Raw genomic sequence first — 19,578 nt, forward strand, 5'->3', positions numbered from 1 at the left:
CGGGGCATCGAGCCCCGTCCGATCCGGGCCTCCGGCGGGAGTATTTGGGCCGAGAAGAAGCAGGCGCGCGCCTTGGGGCGCGGGCGGGATGATGTGGGGATGTGGGCCGTTTCGGCTGCGTGTGGTGGCGGTCCGCCGCGAAGGCCGGTGACGGCACGATCGGTGACGGCATGCGCGGCCGGCATCTTCGGCGTGCGGTCGGTCCGGCGCATCGTGCGGACCGGGTGGGGGAGACCGGCGCGGCAGGTAACGGGGAGAGGAATGCAGTCAGTCAACGGGGACACCCTCCGGCGTAAGCGCGGGGTCGGCGTAATGCTCGATCTCGCGTTCGATGGCCCAGGCGAGGCGGGTGTCGCGCAAGGCTTCGGGGCCGGGATGCCTGTAGCAGACGTCGCTGCCATCGACGGTGCGGGCCTCGGGGTCGATCTTCGCTCCCAGCCGGTCGCAGAGCATCAGGCTGTCGACATTCTTGGGATCGACATAGCTGACCGCGCCGTCCCAGCCGTTGCGGTAGAACCAGGAGCGGGCGGCATGGGTCGCCTCCAGCGCATAGCCCTGGCCGCTTTCGCCGGGGAAGATGATCCAGGCCAGTTCCCGCTCGGGCCAGCCGGCGGGCTGCCAGCCGCCCGCCATGCCCAGCGCGCGGTCGTCCTCCCTGGCGTGGATCATCCACATGCCGAAGCCCCGGATCTCCCAGTGGCCGATCTCGGCGGCATAGAGCATCCATGCCTCGTAGGGATTCAGCGGTCCGCCCATGAAGCGGGACCGGTAGGAGGCGAAGGTCGCCTTGAAGTTCGGGTAATCCTCTGGCTCGGGGCCGCGCAGGATCAGGCGGCGCGTTTCCAGGACGGGGATATCGGTGCGGGCCATCAGATCTCCTCCGGGCCCGGCTGGCGCCAGACGCCCATGCGTCCGAACTTCACATGCGTGAAGTCGGCCTCGCGGACGCCGCCGAGCCGCTCCGCCAAGGCGATCGACAGGGTATTGTCGGGGGCGATCAGGGAGATCAGCGTCGTCAGCCCGGCCTCCCGGTAGGCCCAGCGGCGCGCCGCTCGGGCGGCTTCGGTGGCGAAACCCCGTCCCGTTTCCCAGAACATCCAGCCGATTTCCGGCTCGGGCCAATCCTCCGGGTGATGCAGGCCGACGAGGCCGACCGGCGCATCGTCCGAGCGGCGCGCGGCGATCCAGCGGCCGAAGCCGCGCATGTGCCAGTGGCCCACCACTTCGCAGACATAGCGCCACGTCTCCCACCGGGGGCGGGAGCCGCCGACGAAACGGGCCGCGTCGCTGGCATAGAAGGCGGCGAAGGGCGCCACGTCTTCGGGGCGCGGCGCGCGCAGGGTCAGGCGATCGGTGGTCAGCGTCGGGATCATGACGCGCCCTCTGGCCGGGGATGGCGCCAGACGGCGACGGTGCCGTCGAGGATCGTGCCGTCCACCGTCGCGCCGAGGCGCCGCGCCAGCCGTTCCGACCGGGTATTGCCGGGGGCGATGTAGCTGACGAGGCTGGGAAGGCGCAGGCGCGTCCAGGCGAAGTCGCGCGCGGCGGTCGCCGCCTCGGTGGCTAGGCCCAGCCCCTCGAATGCCTCGGCGAAGAGAAAGCCCAGTTCGTGTTCGCGGTCGCCGGGTTCGGTGCCGATCAGGACGAAGCCCGCAACGTCGTCGGCGCGGGTCTCGACGGTCCACATGCCGTGACCCCGCAAGAGCCAGATCGCCGTCATGGCGCAGAAATCGCCCCATGTTTCGACCGGGTTGGACGGCCCGCCCGCATGGACGGCGCGCTGGGATCCCATGATCGCCTGAAGCGCGTCGAAATCCGCCAGTCGCGGGGCGCGCAGCACGGTGCGCGACGTGCGCAGCGTCGGGATCGCGGAGGTGATCGCGGCGGCGCAGGTCGCGGATGGGTCCGTGACGGGGATGTCGAGCGGCGCGATCATGCGGCGCGGATCCCCCGGAGATCGTAGCGGAAGACGGCATCGCCCGGACAAACGCCCGGAAGCGAGGCATCCTCGATCCCGCCCAATCGGCGGGCCAGAGCGATGGAGCGGGCATTGCCGGGATCAGTGATCGTCACCAGGCGCGGCCAGTCGAAGGTCTCGGCCGTCCAGTCGATCACGGCACGCGCGGCCTCTGCGGCGAAGCCGTGACCTTCCGCGGGCGGGACGACGAACCAGCCGAGCTCTGGCTCGGGGAAGCCTTCGGGTTCGTCGAGGCCGACCTCGCCGACATAGGCTCCGGTCGCCTTGTCATCGCATCCGAAGGCGCCGTAGCCCCTGAGGGACCAGAGCGCGACATCCGCGGCCCAGCGCCGCCACGCTTCGGCGCGATCGAAAGGGCCGCCTTCCGGGACAGACCGATCCGAGGCGAAATAGGCCGCCCACGCCTCGAAATCCTCGAGCCGCGGGGCCCGCAGGATGAGGCGCTCGGTTTTAAGGGTCGGCGGTGTCATGGGGCCGCCTCGTAGGTCCAGATCGTGCAATCGGCGTCGTGGGCCGGCGGGCGACCGCTGTCGCGGGCCCCAAGGCGGGCGGCGACCTTCTGCGAGGCCACGTTGGAGCGGTCGATATGGCTGACGAGATCCGGCCAGCGTCCGTCGGCCCAGTCGAGCGCGGCGCGCGCCGCCTCGGTCGCGTAGCCCTTGCCGGTGCCCGAGAAGAGCGACCAGCCGAGTTCGACCGAGGGCCGCCCGGCCGGCAGGTGGAAGCCGCAGGAGCCGACGCAGCCGGTGCCGTCATCGAGGCTCCACCAGCCGAAGCCGCGCAGGTGCCAGTGGCCGACATCGTTGGTCAGGATCTTCCACGCGGCCGTCTGGTCCAGCGGACCGCCGATGATGCGGCTGCGATCCGAGGCGTAGAAGGCGGCATAGGCGGGCGCGTCCTCGACGCGGGGGGCGCGCAGGGTCAGGCGCTCGGTCGTGAACGTCGGGATATGGAGGCCGGTGGCGGTCACAGGTCGAGATCGCCCGCGGACGCGCCGTCGAGCACCGGCCGGGTGAAGCTGCGGTCGTAGCGGCGGATGCACTTTGTCCGGGTCGCGAAATCGTAGGCGCGCAGGCACTCGGCGTCGTCCCACATCGCGGCGCGATAGGCCTCGTAGGCGGCGAGGCTGTCGAAGGAGAAATGGCAATAGGCCACGTCGTTCGGCCCCTCGTGCGGCAGGTGGTAGCCGTGATGGATACCGCCCATCTCCGGGATCTTGCGCAGCCAGAACCGGGCGTAGCGCTCGAACTCCGACAGCTTGTCGGGGTCGATCTCGTATCGGACGGTGCAGGTGATCACTTCTTCTTCCCGAAACCGCCGAGGCCCGGGGGCAGGGCTGCGCCGCCCATGCCGGGCATTCCGGGCATGCCGCCGGGCATCTTGCCCAGCGCGCCGAGCTGCTTCTGCGCCTGTTCCAGCGCGGCGGGGTCCATGCTGGCCGGATCGGGCATCCCGCCCTTGCCGCCCATCATCGACATGGCGCGCTTGAGCATCCCGCCCTTGCCCAGCTTCTTCATCATGTCCGCCATCTGGCGGTGCATCTTGAGAAGCTGGTTGAGTTCGCTGACTTCCAGCCCGGCACCCTTGGCGATGCGCTTCTTGCGGCTGGCCTGCAGCAGGGCGGGGTTCGCGCGTTCCTTCTTGGTCATGGAATCGATCAGGGCGATCTGGCGGCGCAGGATCGAGTCGTCGATGCCCGAGCCCTCCATCGCCTTCTTCATCTTCCCCATGCCGGGCATCATGGACATCATGCCCTCCATGCCGCCCATCTTCTGCATCTGCTGAAGCTGGCCCTTGAGGTCGTTCATGTTGAAGAGGCCCTTCTGGAACCGCTTCATCATGCGTTCCTGGGCCTCGACATCGGCCACTTCCTGCGCCTTCTCGACCAGGGAGACGATGTCGCCCATGCCGAGGATGCGGCCGGCGATGCGGCGGGCGTCGAACTCTTCGAGCGCGTCGAGCTTTTCGCCCAGGCCGACGAAGCGGATGGGCTTGCCGGTCACGGCGCGCATCGAGAGGGCCGCGCCGCCGCGGCCGTCGCCGTCCATCCGGGTCAGCACGACGCCCGAGACGCCGACCTTGTCGTCGAATTCCTGCGCGACCTCGACGGCGACCTGGCCGGTCAGGCCGTCGACCACCAGAAGCGTCTCGCGGGGCGAGACCGCGTCGCGGACCTGCTGCACCTCGTCCATCAGCACCTGGTCGATCTGGAGCCGGCCGGCGGTGTCGAGGAAGTAGACGTCGTAGCCGCCCAGCGCGGCCTGCTGCTTGGCGCGCTTGGCGATGTCGACGGGGCGCTGGCCGGGGACGATGGGCAGGGTGTCGACGCCGATCTGCTCGCCCAAGATGGCAAGCTGTTCCATGGCCGCGGGGCGGTTCACGTCGAGCGAGGCCATCAGGACCTTCTTGCCGTCGCGCTCCTTCAGGCGGCGGGCGATCTTGCCGGTGGTCGTCGTCTTGCCGCCACCCTGCAGGCCGACCATCAGGATCGGCGCGGGCGGGTTGTCGATCTTGAGGCGGCCCGGCTCCTCGTCGCCCTCCAGCGTCTTGACGAGTTCGTCATGGACGATCTTGACGACCTGCTGGCCGGGGGTGACCGACTTGGTCACGGCGGCGCCGGTGGCCTTGCCGGTAACGGCCTTGGTGAAGGAGCGGGCGACGGGCAGCGAGACGTCCGCCTCCAGGAGGGCGACGCGGACCTCGCGCATGGCGGTGCGGACGTCGTCCTCGGTCAGGGCGCCCTGCTTGGTGAGGCGGTCGAAGACGCCGCCCAAGCGGTCTGACAGGCTCTCGAACATCGCGTCTCTCCTCGGTTTGGGACGTCCCCTAGATGGGACGGGCCCGGCGAATGCGCAAACGCCCCCGCGGGCGTACAACGCTGGCGGAGGGCGATCCCCGAAAGGCGGGGACCGGAAGGCAGGGCTTCCGGGTTGCGCGCGGCCTATTGCGCAGAGGGCGGGGGGTCAAGGTCGGGCGGCGTGGCGGGGCGGTCCCTGCGGGACCTGCCGCCGACATAAGGGCCGGGTCGCGGCGATGAGCGCCGTCCGGCCTAGCCCCCGCGTCGCGCCCCGTCGGTCCAGCTTTCGGCGGCGGAGCGGGCGAGGGTTCGGCCCGCCTCTCCGGTGGCGATGCCGATATTCGCCTGGGCGGCCCAAAGGGACGTGATCCGCGCCGTCGCCTCGAGCGCGAGACCGGCGGGCAGGAAGGCGGAGCGTATCAGGAGCAGCTGAAACGGGGTCATGCCCCTGAATTCTAGCCGATGCGGCCCCGGAGGCAAAGCCGGAACCGCATCGGAACGAGGCTCAGGCGGCCAGCGCCCCGATCTGGTCGCCGGCCTTGGACATCGACGCGTCGGCGTCGATCATCAGGCGGTCCGCGGCGACGAACTCGACATCCGTGATGCCGATGAAGCCGAGGACATGGCGCAGGTAGCCGCTGGCGAAGTCGATCTCCGAGCCGACCTCGGTCCCGCCGGAGGCGATGGCGATGATGGCGCGCTTGCCTTCGAGCAGACCTTCGGGGCCATTCTCGGTGTAGCGGAAGGTCACGCCCGCACGGGCCACCAGGTCGATCCAGGCCTTGAGCGCGGCGGGGATCGAGAAATTGTAGATCGGCGCGCCGATCAGGATCGTGTCGGCGGCCTTGAGCTCGGCGATCAGGGCGTCGGACTGGGCGAGCGCGGCGCGCTGCTCGTCCGTACGATCGGCCTCTGGGGTGAAGTTGGCGCCCATCCAGGTGCCGGTGATCTGGGGCAGCGGCTCTGTTGCGAGGTCGCGGGTGGTGACCGGGCCGCCGAGGCGGGCGGCGACGTCGTCGAGGAGCTTGCGGCTGATGGAGCCGTCGTGGCGGGCGGAGCTGTCGATGCGCAGGATGTTCATGGCGGGGCCTTTCGGGCTGATATGCGGTGCGCTGAAGGTGTCATCTGGATTTCCGAACGCAACGTGCGCTTTGCTATAGCGGCTGTGCGTATTTGCGGTTACCGTTCCGCCAACCAGGAGACGCAGATGGCCTTCAACGATTGGGACGAGGTGCGGACCGCCTTTCAGGTGGCCCGGCTTGGGACGGTGTCGGGCGCGGCGCAGGCCTTGGGCGTGCACCATGCCACCGTCATCCGGCATATCGACAGCCTGGAGGGAAAGCTGGGCACCAAGCTGTTCCAGCGCCATGCCCGCGGCTACACCCCCACCGAGGCGGGGCAGGACCTGCTGAACGTGGCGCAGCGCACCGACGACCAGTTGGCGCAGCTTGCCAACCGCATCCGGGGCCGGGGCGACGAGGTGACGGGCGAGTTGATCATCACGTCGCTGGCCGTGCTCGCCCCGCTGCTGGCGCCCGCCCTCTCGGCCTTTCAGGAAGAGCATCCGGACCTGACGATCAAGTTCCTCACCGATGAGCGGGTATTCCGGCTGGAATATGGCGAGGCGCATCTGGCCGTGCGCGCGGGCACCCAGCCGGACCAGCCCGACAACGTGGTGCGCAAGTTCTACGATCAGGGCTTCGGGCTTTACGCCTCGCGCGATTACATCCGCCGCCATGGTGTGCCCGACAGCCTGGAGGATGTGGGCGACCACCGCTTCATCGGATCGGCCGACGAGACCCCGCGCGCGCCGTTCTTCGCCTGGCTGCAACAGAACATCCCGGCGCGGAACATCACCTTCAAGGTCAACCAGATCACCGCCGCCTGGCCGGCGATGCGGGCTGGGCTGGGGATCGGCTTTTCGCCCACCTGGGCGGAAGACGGGCGCGAGGATATCCAACAGGTCTTCGCCCCGCGTCCCGAATGGTCCAGCATGCTGTGGCTGGTGACCCATGTGGACCTGCACCGAACGGCCAAGGTCCAGAAGATCAGCGCCTTCCTGCGCGAATGGGCGCAGCAATGGCCGGATCCGGAATACTGACGCTCCGCGCCGAGGCGCTGAGGGGCCACGGGGCGATGCTGCTGTTCTCGGCTCTGGTCGCGGGCAGCTTTCCGCTGGGCGCGGCGGCGGCCAACGACATCGCGCCGCTGGCGCTGAACGCGGTGCGGTTCTGGGTCGCCGCCGGGATCGTCGGGATCGGCGTGGCGCTGACGGGCGGCGCACGGGGCGCCGGCGCGGCACCCTGGCGCTACATCGTGCTGGGCACCGTCTTCGCCACGTACTTCGTGCTGATGTTCGAGGGGCTGAAGACGGCGGCGCCGGTCTCGGCGGCGGCGGTCTTCACGCTGACGCCGGTGATGGCGGCGGGCTTCGGCTGGCTGCTGCTGCGGCAGGTCACGACGCCGCGGATCGCGGGCGCGCTGGCGCTGGGCGCGCTGGGCGCGTTGTGGGTCATCTTCGACGCGGATTGGGCGGCGCTGCGGCGGTTCGAGGTCGGACGCGGCGAGTGGATCTACCTTGCGGGCTGCGCGGCGCACGCGCTCTACACGCCGCTGGTGCGGATGCTGAATCGGGGCGAGCGGGCGGCGGTGTTCACCTTCGGCACGCTGGTGGCGGGGGCCTGCGTCGTCAGCCTGGTGGGCGCGCCCGCGCTGGCGGCCACGGATTGGAGCGCGTTGCCGCCACGCGTCTGGGTCGCGATCGGTTACACGGCGGTCTTCGCCTCGGCGGCGACCTTCACGCTGTTGCAATTCGCGACGCTGCGGCTGCCCGCGGCGAAGGTGATGGCCTATACTTATCTGGTGCCCGCCTGGGTGACGCTGTGGTCGCTGGCGCTGGGTCAGCCCGCGCCGCCCCTGGGCATCCTGGTCGGGGTCGCACTGACGGTCGGGGCGCTGGGCCTGTTGCTCAAGGCGGACTGAGTGCCGGAGGGCGGCGCCTCAGGCCCGGGCCGATCGCCACCGCGTTGCCCGCGTCTCCACCGGGCGGAGAAGCAGGTACTCGATCGCCAGCATGATCGCCACGAAGGAGAGGGCATAGGCCAGGACGTGACCCGTCTCGAAGAGCTGGAAGAAGAGATGGATGCGGAAGCCGATCCCGTCGGAGCGGCCCAGGAACTCGACCACGAGCACGATCTTCCAGATGATCGCCAGTCCGTTGCGCGTGGCCGAGGACAGGTAGGGCCAGAGCTGCGGCAGCACGACGTGGCGCAGGCGCGTCCCGCGGCTCATCCGGTAGGCGCGCGCCATATCGGCCGTGGCGCCGTCGAGGCTGCGCACGCCTTCGCGCAGGGTGACGGCGACCATGGCCGTCTTGTTGACGGCGACGGCGGTGATGGCCGCCACCTCGTTGAGCCCGATCCAGAGGTAGCACAGCACGATCACCACAAGCGCGGGCACGTTCTGCGCCACCACGACCCACGGGCCCGCCCAGCGGTCGACGCGCGCGCTTGCGCCCATCGCGGCGCCCAGCAGGCAACCCAGCGCGAAGGCCGCCGCGAAGGCCAGCGCCACGCGGCGCAGCGTGGCCAGCAGGTGGCGCGGCAGCTCTCCGCTCTGCCATTCGGCGACGGCGATGGACCAGACCGTCCAGGGTTGCGGCAGGATCTGTGGATCGGCGCTGAGCCAGGCCGCGACGATCCAGAGCGCCACGAGGGCGCCGAGAGAGGCGGCGAAGGGGAACGCGCGGTCGGTCATGCGGGCGAAGGTGCCCCGTGTCAGGAGCCCTTGCAACGCCCCCACCAAGGTCGCATGGGGGGCCGGACCGGGGCCGCATAGAGTGACGCCGATGGGAGGATTGCGCGCGATCCTGAGCGCCGTCGCGGTGCTATGCTCGGCTTTGGCCGCGTTGGCCGAGCCGTCCCCGCGCGAGCGTCTGGCGCCGCTGATCGTGCCGCCGATGGAACTGGGCGCGCTGCTCAACGACGATGGCGTCTACGAATTGCTCAATTCGGGCGGTGCCCATGCGGGCTATGTCTTCGAGACCGAACCCATGGCCCCGTTGCCCGGATTTTCGGGCGCGTCGATCAACATGCTGGTGACGCTGGATCTGGACGGGCGGTTCCTGGACGTCAAACTGCTGGACCACAACGAGCCGATCTTCGTCTCGGGCCTGCCGGAGCGGCTGTTCTACGACTTCTTCGACCAGTATCGCGGCCATTCGATCAGCGACAGCATCGTCGTCGGCTCGCCCTATGGCGGTGCGACCGAGGGGTCGAGCCTGGTCTATCTGGACGGCGTGACCAAGGGCACGGCGAGCGTCCGCATCGCCCACGAGAGCGTGCTCGCCGCCGCGCTGCAGGTGGCGCGCGAGAAGATGGGCGGCATCTCGACAGGGCCGCCCGCCTATCCGGATCCGAATGTCGAAGAGGATCTGAGTTGGGCCGATCTGGTCGAGCAGGGGATCGTCACGCGCCACACCGTCACCAATGCCGAGATCCAGGCGGATTTCGAGGGCACGATCTGGGCACGCGACGACCCCGAGGCGCTGGCCGATCCGGACGGGATCTACATGGATCTCTGGGTCGTGGATCTGGGCCCGCCCTCGATCGCCCGCGCGGTGCTGTCAGAGAGGGGGATGCGCGCGCTGGAGAACTTTCAGGCGATCTCCACCACCGACGAGCCGGTGCTCGTGGTGGAAACCGCGCGCCACGGCCTCGTCTCGGAGGAGTTCGTGCGCAACACCGCGCCCGACTGGATCAGCGCCGAGCAGGGCGGCTTCCCGGTGGCGTTTCGCGACTCGGATCTGCTGATCGACTTCGCGGATGACGTGCCCGACGAGATCGTCGATGCCGTGGATTTCGGGGCCGGGCTGATCCTGCGGACGGATCGCCGGCTGGGCTTCGACCCATCGGCCGAATGGGTGCTGAAGGTCGCCGCGGTGCGCGAGCATGGGATGTTCCAGCCCGAGATCGGACGTGTCGAGGTCGAAGTGCCCCATGTGACGCCCGCGCGGTTCTTCGCGCGCCCGGAGGTGCCCCGGCCGATCCCGCCCTGGCTTGAGGCGTTGCGCGGCCGGGCGGGGGATCTGGTGGTGCTGTCGGTAGGGTTGATCGCGCTTCTGGCCGTCCTCGGGCCGGGGATGAACCGGCTGGCGGGGCACCGGCACTACACCGCGATCCGGCTTGGCATCCTGGCCGCCGTGATTGGCTTCGTCGGCTGGTGGGGGCAGGGGCAATTGTCCATCGTGACGCCCCTGGCGACGCTGCGGGCGGCGATCGAGGGGGGAAGCTACAACTTCCTGATCTACGACCCCTTCTCGCTGGTGATCTGGGCAGTGGCGATCGCGGGCTTCGTGGCCTGGGGGCGGGGGCTCTTCTGCGGGTGGCTATGTCCGTTCGGCGCGATGCAGGAATTCGCCGCGCATCTGGGGCGGTTGCTGCGGCTGCCCCAGATCGAGCCGTCAGCGACCTGGGACGCGCGGCTGAAATGGCTGAAATACGTGGTTCTCGCGGGGCTGGTGGGCATCGCGGTGGTTGCGCCGGCGCGGCTGGATCAGGCCGTGGAGGTGGAGCCGTTCAAGACCGCCGTGACCACCTTCTTTGTGCGGGAATGGTATTTCGTCGCCTACGCCGTCGGCCTGCTGCTGCTGTCGATGGTGCTCTTCAAGGGGTTCTGCCGCTATCTGTGCCCGCTTGGGGCGCTGATGGCGATCGGAGGGCTGGTGCGGGGCCGCGACTGGATCGCCCGGCGCGAGGCCTGCGGCTCCCCGTGCCAGCTCTGCAAGGTAAAGTGCCGCTACGGGGCCATTGAGAAATCGGGCAAGATAGACTATTCGGAATGCTTCCAGTGCCTCGATTGCGTGACGATCCATGACGATCCCAAGCAATGCGTGCCACTGGTCCTGGCAGCCAAGGGGCGAACCATGCGCCCCAGACCCGAGAAGATTGCCGCCGAATGAGACGCCGCCGGTTCCTGACGCTCGCCGCGGGCTTCGCAGCCTTCCCCGCCTACGCCGCCGCGCCGGTCCGGTGGGACGGTGTGGCGCTGGGCGCGCGGGTCCGGCTGGAGCTGTCCGCCCCGCCCGAAATCGCGACCCCCGCGCTGGTCGAGGCGCTGGCGATGGTCGAGGAGGTCGAGCGGATCTTCAGTCTCTACCGCCCGGACAGTCTGGTGTCGCGCCTGAACCGGGACGGCGAGGTCGCCGACGCGCCGGATCTCTTCCTCGACCTGTGCGATCGGGCGGACGACCTTCACCACCTGACGGGTGGATTGTTCGATCCGACCGTGCAGGCGGGCTGGAGCGCACTGGCGCGTGGCGACCTGCGAGACGAATTCGGGTGGCATGGATGGGACCGCGTGCGCCGGACCGGTGGCCGGGTCCGTCTGGGCCGGTCGCAGCAGGTCACGTTCAACGGGATCGCGCAAGGCTATGCGACCGACCTCGTGACGGGGGTTTTGCGCGCCCATGGGCTGGAGGACGCCTTCGTCGATCTGGGCGAACAGGCGGCGCTCGGGGCGTCGCGGCGCCTCGGTGTCGAAGACCCCCAGCATGGCGAAGTGGCGCAGATCACCCTTGCGGGAGGGGCCGTGGCCACGTCCAGCCCGGCGGCGACGCCTCTGGGTCGGCACGGGCACATCCTGCATCCGCGCTCGCCCTATTCGGGGCCGCGCTGGTCCACCGTGACCGTCGAGGCCGAGAGCGCGACGCTGGCGGACGGGCTGTCGACGGCGCTGGTCCTTGCGACGGAGCCGCGGATCCGCCGCATCAGGCTCTTGCCTGCTGTCCGGCGGATCGTCCTTGTCGATCACGACGGAAACGTGCGCACGGTCTGATCGGGCGCCCGCGGTTACGGGCCTGCCGCCACCGCGCCGAGAAACCCGACTACCAGATCGGGGTCGAGCGGCTTCGGGATCAGCGGCGCGCCCGCCCCGTCGCAGGCGCGGCGCAGATCATCCGACCGATCGGCAGAGATGACGCGGGCGGGCAGGTCGCCATGGGCGCGGCGCAGAAGCTCTAGCAATTCCAGCCCGTCGGGCCCCTCGCCGAGCTGGTGGTCGATCAGGAGCGCATCGGGCGTGATCCCCAGGTCATCCAGCAACGACAGCGCGCCTTCGGCATTCTCGGCATGGATGAGGTCGGCGCCCCAGCCCTCGACCATCAGGGTGATGCCGCGCGCGACTTCGAGATCGTTCTCGACCAGCATCACCACCTGACCGTAGAGCGACGGGCGTTCGCGCGCATCCTCCGGTCCGCCGCGGTCGGGGGCATCGCCCGGCGCGGTGTCGACCGGAACCGTCACCGAGAACCGGCTGCCCCGCCCCGGCTCGGACGCGAGGCCCAGGCCGTGCTTCAGGGTTGCCGCCGCGCGCTCGACGATGGCGAGCCCGAGGCCAAGCCCGTTCGCGCCGGAGCGATGGGGGCCGAGTTGATGGAATTCCTTGAAGATGTCCGCCTGGTCGGCCGGCGCGATGCCGGGACCCATGTCGCAGACGTCGATCCGGGCGGTCCCGTCACGGCGGCGGACGCCGACCAGCACCCGCTTGCCATCGGTGTGCCGGATCGCGTTCGCGACGAGGTTCTGCACCATGCGGCGCAGCAGGACCGGGTCGCTCTTGACGCGGAGGGTGCAGGGGACGAACCGCAGGTCGATCCCGCGCGCGGCGGCCAGCGGCGTCATTTCGAGCGCGAGGCTCTCGAAGATCGCGGTCAGCGGGGTCGACTTGACCGTGACGTTGACGCGCCCCGAGTCGAGCTTGGAGATGTCGAGCAGCGCCTCGATGATCGTCTCGACCGAGGCCAGCGCGCTGATCGCCTTGCCCGCGACGTCGCCCAGATCTGAGTCGCGCGCGCGGTCCTCGATCGCGGAAACGAAGAGCTTGGCGGCGGACAGGGGCTGCAGCAGGTCGTGGCTGGCGGCGGCCATGAAGCGTGTCTTCGACGCGTTCGCCCGGCGCGCCTCTTCCAACGCGACGCCGAGTTCGTTCGTGCGCAGGTCGACGCGGCGTTCCAGCGTCTCGTTCAGATCGCGCAGCGCGCGCTCGCTTTCGCGCTCGGAGGTGACGTCGGTGAAACTGATGACGAAGCCGCCATCGGGGATCTGTTGGGCCGAGACGGCATGGATCCGGGGCGCCGGCCCGGTGATCTGCCGGACCTCGAACGAAAGGCTGCGCCTCCGTCCGCGCCGCGCCGCCCACGCCTCCAGTGCCGGACGGTCGATGGCTCCGGTGAACACGAAGCCGCTGGCCAGCCGGTTCATCAGGTCGGTGAAGGGCAGGCTGAGCACGTCCTCCCCGATGGGTTTGGCGAGGATCGCTTCCATCTGGGCATTCCAGCCGACGAGCCTCGCGTTGCGGTCGAAAGTGGCGACGCCCTGGTCGAGATGGTCGAGCGTTGCGCGCGCCATGCGGGCCTGGCGGTCGATCATCCGGTCGCGCTCGCGCCGCTCGGCCCGGACGACCTTGGTGACATCGGTCTGAAGGATCACCGTGCCGCCCGTGCCGGTGCGGTGTTCGGAAACCTGTATCCAGCGGTCCATTGTCAGGCGGACGTTGAAGGTGGTGCGGCTGTCCGAGTGGCGGCGCAGGCGGCGGGTCCGCCATTCGCCCGGTGTCTGGCTTTCCGGGAGTTCCAGCATTTCGCTGCGACTGACCAACTCGACATAATCGGCGAAGGGCAGGCCCGGACGCAGATTGGGGGCGACGTCTTTGAGGTCGATGCAGAAGCGGCTGTTATGGAGCACGAGCCGGTCGTCGGCATCGAAGAGCGCGAACCCCTCGTCCACGGTTTCGATGGCTTGGGCGAGATTTTCGCGCGCGGCCTGCGCTTCCTCCATCGCGGCGGCAAGACGGGCGTTCGAGTCGTGGAGCAGGTCCAGCGTGCGTTCGAGCTGTTCGGTCCGCTGGCGGACCTCGCCTTCGAGACGGGCGGCGCGTTCGAACTGGGCGTAGGCGAGGCTGGAATGGTCCGGCGATTGCTCGACCCGGTTCATCAGCGCCTCGGCGATCCGCAGAAGCTTGGCTGCGCGCCGCTCGGGCGGGTCGGCCGGATCGACGAGGGTCATGCGCCGCCGTTGCCCGTGGGCGGGAACAGAGCGACGCCGGTCATCGTCTGGTTCTGGTGCAGCGGGCCGATCTGCTCTCCGTAGGTCGAGAAGCCGATGACGCCATGGCGGGAAAGGACTTCGGAGATCTCTCGGCCGCGCTGCCCCTGCTCGGCGGAAATGCGCCGCAGGAGGCAGTCGCAGGCCAGAATACCCGCCGGGGACGCCGTTGCGGAAAGCCGTGCGAGAGATTGTTCGAGGTGGTTCACGATCTCGGCCGGTTCGGCCACCGTCAGGACCATCCCCTCTTCGATGGCCGAGAAGAAGACCAGCTCGCCGGTCTCGTTGACCCGCTGGATGGCGCGGACGTGATGGCCCTCGCCCAGCCGCACGGTTACGGGATGGGAGGCGAAGGTGAACTCATCCAGTTGTTCGGGATCCTTGCCGATGATGCGCGCATATTCGCGGCCTGCGGGCTCGGCGTTGATCTCCTTGACGATGCGCCGATCCGGATCCGCGGCCGTGACGACCATGCGGGTGTCCGTCGGGACGAGGTTGTCGAGGCTGAACACCTTCACCGCGTGGTCCGTCTGGACCAGCGTCAGGATCGCGGCGTCCCGGTAGACGCGGCCGTCGATCGACAGGAGGGTCCGGTCGAACCGCTGCCCGTCCCCCGCGGAGCCGCCGAAGAGCGGCATCTGACCGAGGGCCGGGGCGAGACTGCCGACGAGCATGTCCTCGCGCAGGCTGAGGCCATCCACCATGAGAAAGGCGAAGCCCTCGGGTTTGTCCGGGTTCGCGTCGGCAAGCGCGATCCGCTCGGCGACGACCCGTTCCGCGGCGGCGGTCCTGTCGATGCCGGAGAGGGTTTCGATCAGGATCGGCTGGGTGGCGAAATGGGCCTTGGGCAGTGCGACCGCGATGATCCGGTCGTCGGCGTAGCCCTGTGCGCCGATTTCGCCGGCGGTGGTGCAGGCGACGACCGGCACGTCCGGCAGCCGCGCGTCGAGATCCGAGACGAGCGTCTCGAAGGCGGAGGACGGGCTACAGAACAGGAAGATCTGCGCGATCGGGACATCGCCCAGGTCGGCCGCGATGCGCGCGGCCGGTTCGTGATCGTCTACAGCCACCTCCACCGTGACGAAAGCTCCGCGCGAGATGTGCACGGACGCTGACGGGGTCTGACCGTCGCGTTGGATGTTCATGCGTCTCCTCCGAGACCGGAGGATGCGGTCTCAGCGGCGACTTGACAAGTGACCCAGCGTCGCGGGGCCTCGGTCAGCCCTCGGGCTGCGCGCTGACGGAGGAAAAGTGCGCTTCCTGGGCCACGAGGACGGCCTGGGTCCGGCTGCGAACGCCGAGCTTTCGCATGATCGCGGTCACGTGGGCCTTCACCGTCGTCTCGGCAATCGACAGTTCGTAGGCGATCTGCTTGTTGAGCATGCCGTCGCAGATCAGATCGAGGATCCGGCCCTGCTGCGGCGTGAGCGTCGCGAGGCGGCCGAGCGCGTCGCCGGATGTCTGGCCGGCCTCCTCCCCGTCGAGGAACGTATCCGGCAGGTAGGTGCCTCCGGTCTCGATCGCTTCGAGAGCGGCCTTGAAGACGGCGCGGCGCGAGTGCTTGGGCACGTAGCCGGACGCGCCGGCCTTGAGGGCGCCCGACACGATCTTGTTGTCGGTCATCGAGGACACGACGATCACTGGCGCACCCTGCGCGGCCTGACGGGCCCGGATTAGGCCGTCGAAGCCGGTCACGTCGGGCAGGTTCAGGTCAAGGACCACGAGCGACGGGGGGTCCGTTTCGTTCATGCGGTCGAGCCCTTCCTGCAGGGTCGACGCCGTGACGATGCTCCAGCCCGGGGATACCGAGCGCAGGGTCATTTCGAGCGCCTCGCAAAAGAGCGGGTGGTCATCGACCACAAGGGCCCAGCCCTTGCCGGCCATGGACGCCTCGGCGGCGTCGGATCGCATGTCAACGCTCATGAAATGCAGCATAGAACCGGGAACCCTCGTCACATACCCCGCTAAAAGTCTTAGGGCGGCTCGGAGACCTGGGAAGGACGGGGCGCGCAGATCGGGCCCGGTCGGCGAGACTCTTTTGGGTTGCGCGACATGCGTGCCCTTGCCTCGCGTCCCCGTCCCGGCCTGTTCCCGTCCCCGATCGGATATCGGGTGGCCGCGCATGGGCAGGGCAGAGTGGCGATCTGCCTGCAAGGACCGTGACCCGGATCACTTGCCTGCAAGCGGTGGTCGGACGCGGTGAACGCCGCCCCGATCGCCTCTCCGGTCGGCCTCGGATCGCGGCGCGCAGCATCGTGACGGCACGGCCGATCACCTCGTCCCGGTTCTCCGACGGGCTGAGGCCCATCAGCTGCGGGTAGAACAGCGGTTCCGTGATCGCGCCGACGTCCTGGAGCGCGAGCAGCCGGGCATCCGCGGGTGCCAATCGCAGATCTCGTGCCAGCCGTTCTGCGACGGAAGGCCCGCGCCGACGTCATCTCCGTGGGCGAAGCCAGCGCCACTGCGCTGCTGGACGGCACATTCGTGCTGACACCGGACCTGATGCCCACGCTCGACGCGGATGCCTTCGCACCCACGATGGGGGCGCTCGACGACCGGCTCACGGATCTGGGTCTCTCGCCCGGTGCCATCGACGCGGTCGTGATGACACATCTGCATCCCGACCATACCGGCTACCGCGTCGCGGATGGCGATCGGGAGCTGCTGATCTGGGGCGACATCGGTCACACCGCCCCGACCCAGATGGCGAACCCGCAGGCTTTCGTCGCTAATGACAGCGATCCGCGACAAGCGGTCGAGACGCGCCTGCGTGCCCTCGACATGGCCGCATCCGACGGGCTGCTCGTCGCCGGCATGCATAGGCCGCCCGGAGCGCATCGGATCGAGCGCGCGGGCGACGGGTATCGCCTGGTGGCCGCCACATAGGACCGCCGCGCCCCATCGCGGGGCGGCGAAGGACCCGGCTGAACGGAGCCCGAGCCGAATGGCAGACCGGAGAAGATCGGACTGCCGGCCGGGGACGGGCGGGTGCGGACCGCGACCGACTTTCTGCTGAAAGTCGGATGGCGGGCCCAGAAGGATTCGAACCCTCGACCTGCCGATTAGAAGTCGGCTGCTCTATCCAGCTGAGCTATGGGCCCGGTGGCCGATAGATGACAAAGCCGGGGAAGGGGGGCAAGCCTCCGTCCTCGTTCAATCCTTCGCGATAGGGCCGTCCGCATCCCAGGTCCGTTCGTGGACGATGCGGCTGCGCTTGTAGAGATGGGCGTAGTGCGGATCCGTCTTCAGTTCGGCGATGCGGGTCCGGTGATGCTCGACCGCGGCGCGGTGCAGGGCGTCGATCTCGGGATCCTCGCGCATGCGGGCGATTTCGGCTCGGACCGGCTCTATCCAGCGGGCGATGGAACGGTCCCGGGTCGCGTTGAGGTCGTACCGGCGCCAATAGGTCATCGAGGCCGCCTTGTCGGGGTGGTTGGCGTTGCCGCGGGCCGATTGCATCAGGAAGCTGTCGGCCGAGCGCAGGGCGTAGTGGTTGAGCTGGGCCAGGTCATGGCGGATGAGCGGGGCGTCCAGCGTCTTGATCTCGGTGGTGCGGCCCTCCATCGGCATGTCCATCCCGGCGGCGTTGACCCACTTGACGGTGGCGGCCCGCGCCTCGTCGAAGCGCGGGGAGTGATTGGACAGCCGCGCCATCCCCGCCGCCCGCGAGGTGAGGGTCTTCAGGCCGCGGCGCGCGCGCCGGCCCGTGCTCGTCACCTCGAGATACTGGCAACGGGTGAAGCGCTCGATCTGGAGCCGATCCTCGAAATTCCGTTCGCCGCCCGAGCCGAAGATGAGCTGGTTGACGCTGATGGCTTCCGCCTCGGGCAGGGCGTCGAACAGGGCGCCGAGCGTCCCGTCGCCGGTCTTGATGCACAGGAACTCGTCGACATCGAAGGAGAACACCCAGTCCGAGCGTTTCAGGCGCCCCATGTGGTTGACGTATTCCAGCACGGCCCAGTGGTGGCGGCCGTGATCCATCATCATCGACGGGTTCGGAAGGTGGCGCACGAGCCCCAACTCGTCCAGCCGGTCGAGCATGCGGTCGGTGCCGTCGCTGCAATCGTTGGTGAAGACGATGAAGTCGTTGAAGCCGATCAGCCGGTGGTAGGCGAGCCATTCGAGGATGAAGGGCCCCTCGTCCTTCATCGGGGTCACCGACGTGATGCGCATGTCGCGGGTCTTCAAACTAGCAGCCAAGGTCGCGATTGGTCCTGTCGTTGCGGCATGTCCCGTCTCGCGGGGCCGCCGCAGTTAAGACGCGGATCGCCCCGGCCGTCCATCGGAAAGGGGACGGGCCGGGGGCGTCAGGCGGTCTCCAGGATGCGCTGATGCTTGCGGCATTCCTCTCGGAGCGCGCCGAGGGTGCGGATGCCGCGTGCTTCGAGGATGGGCAGCATCGCGGCGAAGGCGCGCGCCGTGGCGACGGCGTCTCCGGTGGCGGTGTGGCGGTCCTCGAAGGGGATCGTGATCTCGAGCCGCTCGCAGAGCGCGTCGAGCGTGTGGGTCGCCGAGCCGCCGAACACGATGGCCGAGATATGGACCGTGTCGATGACCGGGTTTTCGAAAGCCGCGCCGTTGGTTTCCGCCGCCCGGCGCAGGAAGGCCATGTCGAAGGGGGCGTTGTGGGCCAGCAGGACGGCGCCCGTGGCGAAGCGATGGAATTCGGCCGAGACCTCGGAGAAGGGCGGCGCGCCGGCGACCATATCGTCGTCGATGCCGTGCACCTCCGAGGAATGGGGCGGGATCGGGCGCCCCGGATCGACCAGCCTCTCGAAGGTCTCGCCGGGGACGATCTTGCCGTTCACGATGCGAACCGCGCCGATCTGGACGACATCGTCCCTTGCGGGATCGAGGCCCGTCGTCTCGGTGTCGAAGGCGACGACGCTGAGCTCGCGCAGCGCGGTGTCCGATGCCTCTTGCGACGCCTCCCGATCCAGCAGGTCGAGATCGTAGACAAGGGGGCGGGAGGCATCCACCTCCAGCGGCTCGAGCATGAGCGCGTAACAGCCGTTCTCGAAGACGCGGATATAGCCCGAATAGACTGCGCCGGAATGGCCGGTGACGGCGATGGTCCTGCGCCGCCGGTCCTCGGTTCCCATCAGGGACAGGGCTTTCCGGACGGACCCTTCCTGAAGGTAGTCGAAGACGCTGCCGTTCAGTCGGACGGGCGCCTCGCTCGCCATGAGGTCGGCGGCCTGACCATCGTAGAGCACGACATGGTGATCGCGGCTGATGAGCAAGGTGGCGTTCGGCAGGTCGGAGAGGATCTGCACCAGTTGCAGCCGATGCCGCCGCAGGCGTTCCACGTCCGCCGCGAAGCCCTGACCACCATCTGAGGCCAAGGCGGCGAGTTTCTGGTGGAGCGCCGCTGCGGCGGGAGCGAGATCGCCGAGATAGGGCGCGAGTTCGTCGTCGATTCCGACATCGGCGTTGGTATGGGTGCCGACCCGCAGGCGGGCCGCGATCGCCTCGATCGGCTTGCTGACATTGGTATCGAAGAGCAGCCAGACGAATGTCGCGAGCGCGGGCACGCCGAAGGCGGAGACGACGGCGACTGTGACGAAGGCCGAGAGGGCGTCGGGTTGGGCAAGCTGCCGGTAGCCCAACCAGACCGCGGCCAGCACGACGGCGACCGATCCGGCGGCGACGAGGCAGAAGAACAGGAACACCCGCAGGCGGAGGGGAAGGTTGCGCATCGC

Annotated in this window: 21 protein-coding genes and 1 tRNA gene; 5 read left to right on the top strand and 17 right to left on the bottom strand. The window is 69.0% G+C overall.

The window, feature by feature from the left end:
• The 10 genes from jaqu_RS22175 to jaqu_RS17485 form a co-directional block, all read right to left on the bottom strand.
• The coding region (locus jaqu_RS22175) for a hypothetical protein (RefSeq protein ID WP_236687892.1) at window positions 1–212 on the bottom strand (212 nt) is incomplete at its 3' end.
• A 55-nt stretch (window positions 213–267) separates the two neighbouring features.
• Window positions 268–870, bottom strand: coding sequence for a GNAT family N-acetyltransferase (locus tag jaqu_RS17445; protein ID WP_043920296.1), 603 nt, complete (start codon window positions 868–870; stop codon window positions 268–270).
• A complete protein-coding gene (locus jaqu_RS17450) occupies window positions 870–1,373 on the bottom strand; it encodes a GNAT family N-acetyltransferase (RefSeq protein ID WP_043920297.1) in 504 nt (167 codons plus the stop codon). Before jaqu_RS17450 ends, jaqu_RS17445 begins: the two co-directional genes overlap by 1 nt.
• Window positions 1,370–1,936: a GNAT family N-acetyltransferase gene (locus jaqu_RS17455; RefSeq protein ID WP_043920298.1), complete on the bottom strand. Its 567-nt coding sequence runs from the start codon at window positions 1,934–1,936 to the stop codon at window positions 1,370–1,372. Before jaqu_RS17455 ends, jaqu_RS17450 begins: the two co-directional genes overlap by 4 nt.
• Complete coding sequence (locus tag jaqu_RS17460; protein WP_043920299.1) at window positions 1,933–2,448, bottom strand: GNAT family N-acetyltransferase; 516 nt, start codon at window positions 2,446–2,448, stop codon at window positions 1,933–1,935. Before jaqu_RS17460 ends, jaqu_RS17455 begins: the two co-directional genes overlap by 4 nt.
• On the bottom strand, window positions 2,445–2,948 hold the full coding sequence (locus jaqu_RS17465) for a GNAT family N-acetyltransferase (protein WP_052501050.1): 504 nt from the start codon (window positions 2,946–2,948) through the stop codon (window positions 2,445–2,447). The genes jaqu_RS17460 and jaqu_RS17465 overlap by 4 nt, the downstream gene beginning before the upstream one ends.
• On the bottom strand, window positions 2,945–3,277 hold the full coding sequence (locus jaqu_RS17470; protein WP_043920300.1) for an NIPSNAP family protein: 333 nt from the start codon (window positions 3,275–3,277) through the stop codon (window positions 2,945–2,947). The genes jaqu_RS17465 and jaqu_RS17470 overlap by 4 nt, the downstream gene beginning before the upstream one ends.
• The gene (gene ffh, locus jaqu_RS17475; protein WP_043920301.1) at window positions 3,274–4,776 is read right to left on the bottom strand and encodes a signal recognition particle protein; all 1,503 of its coding nucleotides are present in this window, start codon (window positions 4,774–4,776) and stop codon (window positions 3,274–3,276) included. The genes jaqu_RS17470 and ffh overlap by 4 nt, the downstream gene beginning before the upstream one ends.
• A gap of 251 nt (window positions 4,777–5,027) precedes the next feature.
• Entirely contained in the window at window positions 5,028–5,219 is a 192-nt protein-coding gene (locus jaqu_RS17480) for a hypothetical protein (protein ID WP_043920302.1), read from the bottom strand.
• 61 nt (window positions 5,220–5,280) lie between these two features.
• A complete protein-coding gene (locus tag jaqu_RS17485; RefSeq protein WP_043920303.1) occupies window positions 5,281–5,856 on the bottom strand; it encodes an FMN-dependent NADH-azoreductase in 576 nt (191 codons plus the stop codon).
• Between the two features lie 126 nt (window positions 5,857–5,982).
• On the opposite strand from jaqu_RS17485, the gene jaqu_RS17490 reads away from it, so the two are divergent.
• Window positions 5,983–6,876: a LysR family transcriptional regulator gene (locus jaqu_RS17490; protein WP_043920304.1), complete on the top strand. Its 894-nt coding sequence runs from the start codon at window positions 5,983–5,985 to the stop codon at window positions 6,874–6,876.
• Complete coding sequence (locus jaqu_RS17495; RefSeq protein WP_236687893.1) at window positions 6,843–7,757, top strand: DMT family transporter; 915 nt, start codon at window positions 6,843–6,845, stop codon at window positions 7,755–7,757. The genes jaqu_RS17490 and jaqu_RS17495 overlap by 34 nt, the downstream gene beginning before the upstream one ends.
• Before the next feature lie 18 nt (window positions 7,758–7,775).
• Here the strand turns inward: jaqu_RS17495 and jaqu_RS17500 are convergent, their stop codons facing one another.
• Complete coding sequence (locus jaqu_RS17500; protein ID WP_043920317.1) at window positions 7,776–8,531, bottom strand: ABC transporter permease; 756 nt, start codon at window positions 8,529–8,531, stop codon at window positions 7,776–7,778.
• A gap of 91 nt (window positions 8,532–8,622) precedes the next feature.
• Here jaqu_RS17500 and jaqu_RS17505 point away from each other — a divergent pair, with 91 nt between their 5' ends.
• Window positions 8,623–10,734, top strand: a complete 2,112-nt coding sequence (locus jaqu_RS17505; RefSeq protein ID WP_043920306.1) for a 4Fe-4S binding protein — start codon at window positions 8,623–8,625, stop codon at window positions 10,732–10,734.
• On the top strand, window positions 10,731–11,609 hold the full coding sequence (locus jaqu_RS17510; protein WP_043920307.1) for an FAD:protein FMN transferase: 879 nt from the start codon (window positions 10,731–10,733) through the stop codon (window positions 11,607–11,609). The genes jaqu_RS17505 and jaqu_RS17510 overlap by 4 nt, the downstream gene beginning before the upstream one ends.
• A gap of 14 nt (window positions 11,610–11,623) precedes the next feature.
• Here jaqu_RS17510 and jaqu_RS17515 read toward each other — a convergent pair whose 3' ends face one another.
• From jaqu_RS17515 to jaqu_RS17525, 3 genes are all read right to left on the bottom strand, one after another.
• A complete protein-coding gene (locus tag jaqu_RS17515) occupies window positions 11,624–13,837 on the bottom strand; it encodes a hybrid sensor histidine kinase/response regulator (RefSeq protein WP_043920308.1) in 2,214 nt (737 codons plus the stop codon).
• Window positions 13,834–15,021 (bottom strand): FIST N-terminal domain-containing protein, encoded by a 1,188-nt coding sequence (locus jaqu_RS17520; RefSeq protein WP_084630001.1) that lies wholly within the window; start codon window positions 15,019–15,021, stop codon window positions 13,834–13,836. Before jaqu_RS17520 ends, jaqu_RS17515 begins: the two co-directional genes overlap by 4 nt.
• 73 nt (window positions 15,022–15,094) lie before the next feature.
• Window positions 15,095–15,787 (bottom strand): LuxR C-terminal-related transcriptional regulator, encoded by a 693-nt coding sequence (locus tag jaqu_RS17525; protein WP_084630006.1) that lies wholly within the window; start codon window positions 15,785–15,787, stop codon window positions 15,095–15,097.
• Window positions 15,788–16,273: 486 nt separating this feature from the next.
• On the opposite strand from jaqu_RS17525, the gene jaqu_RS20835 reads away from it, so the two are divergent.
• Window positions 16,274–16,762, top strand: a complete 489-nt coding sequence (locus tag jaqu_RS20835; protein WP_141134301.1) for an MBL fold metallo-hydrolase — start codon at window positions 16,274–16,276, stop codon at window positions 16,760–16,762.
• Window positions 16,763–16,900: 138 nt separating this feature from the next.
• On the opposite strand, the gene jaqu_RS17535 is transcribed toward jaqu_RS20835, so the two are convergent.
• From jaqu_RS17535 to jaqu_RS17545, 3 genes are all read right to left on the bottom strand, one after another.
• Window positions 16,901–16,977, bottom strand: a tRNA-Arg gene (locus jaqu_RS17535).
• Window positions 16,978–17,029: 52 nt separating this feature from the next.
• Window positions 17,030–18,076, bottom strand: a complete 1,047-nt coding sequence (locus jaqu_RS17540; RefSeq protein WP_161793895.1) for a glycosyltransferase family 2 protein — start codon at window positions 18,074–18,076, stop codon at window positions 17,030–17,032.
• A gap of 107 nt (window positions 18,077–18,183) precedes the next feature.
• Window positions 18,184–19,575: a 3'-5' exonuclease gene (locus jaqu_RS17545; RefSeq protein WP_043920309.1), complete on the bottom strand. Its 1,392-nt coding sequence runs from the start codon at window positions 19,573–19,575 to the stop codon at window positions 18,184–18,186.
• Between the last annotated feature and the right edge of the window lie 3 nt (window positions 19,576–19,578).

This window comes from Jannaschia aquimarina, from assembly GCF_000877395.1.
Classification (GTDB): Bacteria; Pseudomonadota; Alphaproteobacteria; order Rhodobacterales; family Rhodobacteraceae; genus Jannaschia; species Jannaschia aquimarina.

Excerpts from the sequence above, each read along its gene's own strand:
- jaqu_RS17445 (WP_043920296.1), bottom strand. The coding sequence starts at position 870 with ATGGCCCGCACCGATATCCCCGTCCTGGAAACGCGCCGCCTGATCCTG.
- jaqu_RS17450 (WP_043920297.1), bottom strand. The coding sequence starts at position 1,373 with ATGATCCCGACGCTGACCACCGATCGCCTGACCCTGCGCGCGCCGCGC.
- jaqu_RS17455 (WP_043920298.1), bottom strand. The coding sequence starts at position 1,936 with ATGATCGCGCCGCTCGACATCCCCGTCACGGACCCATCCGCGACCTGC.
- jaqu_RS17460 (WP_043920299.1), bottom strand. The coding sequence starts at position 2,448 with ATGACACCGCCGACCCTTAAAACCGAGCGCCTCATCCTGCGGGCCCCG.
- ffh (WP_043920301.1), bottom strand. The coding sequence starts at position 4,776 with ATGTTCGAGAGCCTGTCAGACCGCTTGGGCGGCGTCTTCGACCGCCTC.
- jaqu_RS17480 (WP_043920302.1), bottom strand. The coding sequence starts at position 5,219 with ATGACCCCGTTTCAGCTGCTCCTGATACGCTCCGCCTTCCTGCCCGCC.
- jaqu_RS17485 (WP_043920303.1), bottom strand. The coding sequence starts at position 5,856 with ATGAACATCCTGCGCATCGACAGCTCCGCCCGCCACGACGGCTCCATC.
- jaqu_RS17490 (WP_043920304.1), top strand. The coding sequence starts at position 5,983 with ATGGCCTTCAACGATTGGGACGAGGTGCGGACCGCCTTTCAGGTGGCC.
- jaqu_RS17495 (WP_236687893.1), top strand. The coding sequence starts at position 6,843 with ATGGGCGCAGCAATGGCCGGATCCGGAATACTGACGCTCCGCGCCGAG.
- jaqu_RS17500 (WP_043920317.1), bottom strand. The coding sequence starts at position 8,531 with ATGACCGACCGCGCGTTCCCCTTCGCCGCCTCTCTCGGCGCCCTCGTG.
- jaqu_RS17505 (WP_043920306.1), top strand. The coding sequence starts at position 8,623 with ATGGGAGGATTGCGCGCGATCCTGAGCGCCGTCGCGGTGCTATGCTCG.
- jaqu_RS17510 (WP_043920307.1), top strand. The coding sequence starts at position 10,731 with ATGAGACGCCGCCGGTTCCTGACGCTCGCCGCGGGCTTCGCAGCCTTC.
- jaqu_RS17515 (WP_043920308.1), bottom strand. The coding sequence starts at position 13,837 with ATGACCCTCGTCGATCCGGCCGACCCGCCCGAGCGGCGCGCAGCCAAG.
- jaqu_RS17520 (WP_084630001.1), bottom strand. The coding sequence starts at position 15,021 with ATGAACATCCAACGCGACGGTCAGACCCCGTCAGCGTCCGTGCACATC.
- jaqu_RS17525 (WP_084630006.1), bottom strand. The coding sequence starts at position 15,787 with ATGCGATCCGACGCCGCCGAGGCGTCCATGGCCGGCAAGGGCTGGGCC.
- jaqu_RS17545 (WP_043920309.1), bottom strand. The coding sequence starts at position 19,575 with ATGCGCAACCTTCCCCTCCGCCTGCGGGTGTTCCTGTTCTTCTGCCTC.